General features: G+C 51.8%; 4 protein-coding genes. 2 read left to right on the forward strand and 2 right to left on the reverse strand.

Annotated elements, in window-relative coordinates:
* Positions 1 to 449, reverse strand: a 449-nt coding sequence (locus D6694_01330) for a S1 RNA-binding domain-containing protein (GenBank protein ID RMH47858.1), incomplete at its 3' end; no start/stop codon positions are given.
* A gap of 513 nt (positions 450 to 962) precedes the next feature.
* On the reverse strand, positions 963 to 2,168 hold the full coding sequence (locus D6694_01335) for a pyridoxal phosphate-dependent aminotransferase (protein RMH47859.1): 1,206 nt from the start codon (positions 2,166 to 2,168) through the stop codon (positions 963 to 965).
* Positions 2,169 to 2,246: 78 nt separating this feature from the next.
* Between D6694_01335 and uvrB the strand changes: the two genes are divergently transcribed.
* Complete coding sequence (gene uvrB / locus D6694_01340) at positions 2,247 to 4,277, forward strand: excinuclease ABC subunit UvrB (GenBank protein ID RMH47861.1); 2,031 nt, start codon at positions 2,247 to 2,249, stop codon at positions 4,275 to 4,277.
* 158 nt (positions 4,278 to 4,435) lie between these two features.
* Positions 4,436 to 5,310, forward strand: an 875-nt coding sequence (locus D6694_01345) for an octaprenyl diphosphate synthase (protein ID RMH47860.1), incomplete at its 3' end; no start/stop codon positions are given.

Consider the following 5,310-nt stretch of genomic DNA (forward strand, 5'->3'; position numbering starts at 1 on the left):
GCGTTTCGGTCTTCGCCTTCGATTTGGCGAGAAATCCCGCCAGCACGAGGATTGTTCGGCATCAACACCAAGTAGCAGCCAGCAAGGCTTAAATACGTGGTCAGTGCTGCCCCTTTTTGACCGCGCTCCTCTTTGTCGATTTGGACAATGACTTCTTGTCCTTCCTTGACCACTTCCTTGATGTCAGGCCGACCTCGGAAGGTATAACCTTCGGGAAAATATTCGCGCGAGATTTCTTTGAGTGGCAGAAAGCCATGTCGCTCTGCGCCATAATCGACAAAAGCGGCTTCCAAGCTCGGTTCAATGCGGGTGATTCGGCCTTTGTAGATATTCGCTTTTTTCTGCTCTTTGCCGGCGGTCTCAATATCAAGGTCATAAAGTTGTTGACCATCGACAAGCGCAACACGAAGTTCCTCTTCTTGAGTCGCGTTAATCAGTATTCTTTTCATAGTCACTGTCTCGAATCTTTGGGCGAGACATATGGTAGGCATACGGAGAAAATGCGCAGACAGCCGCGTACGGCTTCTGTGGAGATATCTTCGACCGCACAAAACGGTCGAAGGTCAAGCAGATATCAGAGTTTTCTCAATTTCTGCACTTCACCGAGACACCCCGTATTCTCTGTCGGGATGTCTTTGAATTCTTTTCCGTTTGACGCCTGTTGCGCCCGCGCCTTCACATGGCTCGCTACAACTAACACCATCCCGGACTGACGTTTGACATTTCGTTCAGCAAACCTGACGCCATCCGGCCTGACAATTCTTTTTCGTTTGTCCAGCTAATCAATGTTCCGACGCAAAAACAGAGTCTTTTTACCAGCGTCTATGTCGGACGCGTATGATGTCGGAGCTGTGACAACTTTTAATATTAGCAGTTGCCGTCAGCTTGAGCAATATAAACCGGCGAAAACTATTGTAAAAACAGTTTGTTTGCCTGCCCGGCGCAGCGCCCACGATGTCACTTTACGTGCGATGACCCACTGCTTGTACCGCAACAGCTTCCAGCCTGTCGATGGCCTGTGACAAAGTGTCATCGTCAGTGGCAAATGACAAACGAACATGTCCCGGTGCCCCGAATGCTGAGCCGGGGACCAGTGCGAGTCCAACTTTTTCCAGCAAAAACTCAGCAAATTGGATATCGTCATTGACGCCATCAATGGCTTCAATCACTTGACCCACGAACGGAAAACTGTAGAAAGTTCCGTCACTCGGTAGGCATTCAAGGCCGGGAATTTCCTGCAACCGCTGCCATAGATAATCATGTCGGCGTTTGAACACGGACACCATTGCCTTGACGCATGACTGATCGCCTTGCAGCGCCGCAACGGCAGCCGCTTGGCTGGGGGCCGCAGGATTTGACGTGCTCTGCGACTGGACTTTTTTCATGGCTTGAATGAGCGTTTGCGGTCCCGCTGCGTACCCAATACGCCAACCGGTCATCGCATATGCTTTAGATACGCCGTTTAAGACAATTGTTCGGTCATAAAGGTCTGGCGCCACATTGAGAATGTTGTGGAAGGGCTCGGGCGTCCACAAAATATGCTCGTACATATCATCCGTGGCAATCAGGACATTCGGATAGTGTCTCAGGACTTCAGCCAATCCTTTCAGTTCAGCCGAGGAGTAGGCAACCCCAGTGGGATTGCTTGGACTATTCAGCACCACCAATCTTGTTTTGGGCGTGATGGCAGCCTCCAATTGTGCCGGGGTTAGCTTGAGCCCCTGAGCCAGGGTAGTGGTGACAATCACTGGCTTGCCCCCAGCCAGATATACCATGTCTGGGTATGATACCCAGTAAGGTGCTGGAATAATGACCTCGTCACCATCATCGAGCAACGCCTGACAGAGGTTGTAAAAGCTCTGTTTGCCGCCACAGGACACCAAGATTTGTCCAGCCGTGTAATTGAGCCCGTTGTCCCGTTGAAATTTGTCAATGATGGCTTGCTTAAGCTCGGGGGTGCCGTCAACTGGCGTATATTTCGTTGCGCCCGCCCGGATGGCAGCGATGGCCGCCTCTTTAATGTGTTCCGGCGTATCAAAATCTGGCTCGCCAGTGCCAAGGCCAATGACATCTTTGCCTTCAGCACGAAGGGCGGCCGCTTTGGCAGCCACAGCCAGCGTCGGCGATGGTTTGACAGCGTTCAGTCGTGATGCGAGGCGGATATTCATGACAGCAACTCCGAGGTGTTTGCAAAAATCAATGGTACAATGGCCAGCATATGCTACCCCAAACCACATTGTGAGGCCATGCCGGAAAAGTTCCAATTGGTGTCTGACTTTCAGCCTGCAGGTGATCAGCCCGGTGCGATTGAGCGTTTATGCGAAGGTTTAGAGGCTGGGCTGGCACTCCAAGTGCTGTTAGGCGTGACCGGTTCCGGCAAAACGTTCACCATGGCCAATGTCATCGCGCGGTGTCAACGACCCACGCTCATCATGGCCCCCAACAAAACCTTGGCCGCCCAGCTGTATGGCGAAATGAAGGAGTTTTTTCCCCACAATGCGGTGGAGTATTTCGTGTCTTATTATGATTATTATCAGCCAGAGGCTTATGTGCCGGCGTCCGATACATTCATCGAAAAGGACGCGTCCATCAACGATCACATAGAGCAAATGCGTTTGTCGGCGACCAAAGCGTTGCTTGAGCGTCGGGATGTCATCATTGTCGCCTCGGTGTCAGCCATCTATGGCTTGGGTGATCCGGAAAGCTACCATGGCATGGTGCTCCATTTGCGCGTGGGGGACAAAGTGGATCAGCGCTATTTGCTGCGCCGTCTCGCCGATCTGCAATATGTTCGCAACGAAGTGGCTTTTCAACGGGGCACCTACCGCGTACGCGGGGACGTCATTGATATTTTTCCTGCCGAATCCGAGCAGGACGCCATTCGCGTCGAGCTATTCGATGATGAGATTGAGCAGATCCGTTTTTTTGACCCGCTCACTGGAGAAGTGCGCGGTCGATTGCCGAGAACGACCATCTACCCGAAAACGCACTATGTGACCTCGCGTGATCGTCTGTTGGCCGCGATTGACGAGATTAAGGTCGAGTTGCGGCAACGTTTGGATGAATTGACCAAACAGGGCAAATTACTCGAAGCGCAGCGGCTCGAGCAGCGAACGCTGTTTGATATTGAAATGATGCAGGAGCTTGGCTACTGCTCAGGTATTGAAAATTATTCACGGTACCTGTCCGGACGCGCGCCGGGTGAGCCACCGCCCTGTTTATTCGATTATTTGCCGCCGGATGCGTTATTGATCGTCGATGAAAGCCATGTCACTTTTCCTCAAATCGGCGGAATGTACCGAGGCGACCGTTCTCGTAAAGAAACCCTGGTGGAATATGGCTTTCGACTGCCATCGGCCCTCGATAATCGTCCCTTAAAATTTGAAGAATTTGAACGGCTCATGCCACAAACCATAGCGGTCAGCGCCACACCAGGGCCGTATGAAATGGAACGGCAGGGACAGATTGTGGAACAGGTGGTACGTCCCACCGGGCTTTTGGATCCAGAGGTTGAAGTGCGACCGGTGGCCAGTCAGGTCGACGATTTATTGTCAGAAATTCGCAAACGGGTCGATGTGAATGAACGGGTGTTGGTAACGACCCTGACCAAACGCATGGCCGAAGATTTGACCGAATATTTAGATGAGCATGGCGTTCGTGTGCGTTATCTGCACTCTGACATTGACACCGTTGAGCGCATGGAGATCATCCGCGACTTGCGTTTGGGCGCCTTTGATGTGCTGGTCGGCATTAACTTGCTGCGCGAGGGGCTCGATATTCCTGAAGTATCATTGGTCGCCATATTGGATGCCGATAAAGAAGGCTTCCTGCGGTCGGAGCGATCCTTGATTCAGACCATTGGGCGTGCGGCAAGAAACGCCAATGGTAAAGTCATTCTCTATGCTGATCAGGTAACTGGTTCCATGCAACGTGCCATCGATGAAACCAGACGGCGGCGCGCCATTCAAATGGCATACAACGAGAAACACGGCATTACGCCAAAAACCATTCGTAAAAAAGTGGCGGATGTGATGGAAGCGGGATACACCGACGACCGTGGCAAACGTCGCCGGGCTCAAGTGGCAGAGCAGGCAAGCCAATATGCGAGCCGTTCCAGTGAAGATATGGCCAAGCGCATCGCCGAACTTGAAAAAGCCATGTTTGAACATGCGCAAAATTTGGAGTTTGAGCAGGCAGCTGAGCTGCGCGATCAAATCCGAATATTGAGAGAAGCTTGGTTGCTGGATGGCAAAAAGGCCACCAAAACGGCCACATAGGTCATCGGCGTAACGCAACCTTTAGACGTTGGGCAAACGAGGTTTGGGGAAAGCGAACACACTCGATAGCCCTTCGCACAATCGATCGGTGGTGCGCTTTGACTTGACCGAGGGCGTACAAGTCCCTAGCATTCCGGGCGTGTTGATAGATCTCCAAAATGAAGAGTACCGCTGTGAGCGAGTTCGAAAATATCAAAAATCTGTGCCACGACGACATGCAGGCTGTGAATCAACTCATTCTCGATCGACTTAAGTCTGATGTCGCGCTCGTCAATCAACTGGGCTTGTATATCATTGGCGCTGGGGGGAAACGGTTGCGGCCGATTTTGGCCGTACTCAGCGCTCGCGCATTGGGCTATGAAGGCCGTGCGCATCACCTGTTGGCTGCCATTGTTGAATTTATTCATACCGCCACCTTGCTGCATGATGATGTCGTCGATGAAAGTCAAATGCGTCGGGGGCAAGAAACCGCCAATGCCATGTTTGGCAACCAAGCGTCTGTGTTGGTCGGCGATTATCTATACACGCGTGCATTCCAAATGATGGTGGAACTTGACAGAGCCAAAGTCATGCGTGTTTTCAGCGATACCACCAACGTGATTGCGGAAGGCGAAGTCAGACAATTGATGCATGTGAACAATCCTGATGTTACCGAGCTGGACTACATGAAAGTCATCCATGCCAAAACGGGTGTTTTGTTTGCCGCGGCCACTGGACTTGCCGCGGAAATTGCAGGATACAGTGAACAATTTGACGCCTTGTATGCCTACGGTTTGCATTTGGGGCAGGCATTTCAGCTGGCTGATGACGCCCTAGACTATATTTCAGACAGCGATACGCTTGGTAAAAATGTTGGTGATGACTTAGCCGAAGGCAAACCCACATTGCCGTTGATCTATGCACAGCAAAAGGGCACTGAAGCCCAACGTCATCTGATTCGCCAGGCCATACAAAACGGCGGACGGGAGAATCTCGGTGACGTGCTCAATGTGATTGAGGCAACCGGTGCCATCACCTACACCATAGAAAAAGC

The sequence above is a fragment of the Gammaproteobacteria bacterium genome (genome assembly GCA_003696665.1).
Classification (GTDB): domain Bacteria; phylum Pseudomonadota; class Gammaproteobacteria; order Enterobacterales.

Bases quoted from the DNA above. Each gene is read 5' to 3' on its own strand.
- D6694_01335 (RMH47859.1), bottom strand. From the start codon at position 2,168: ATGAATATCCGCCTCGCATCACGACTGAACGCTGTCAAACCATCGCCG.
- uvrB (RMH47861.1), top strand. From the start codon at position 2,247: ATGCCGGAAAAGTTCCAATTGGTGTCTGACTTTCAGCCTGCAGGTGAT.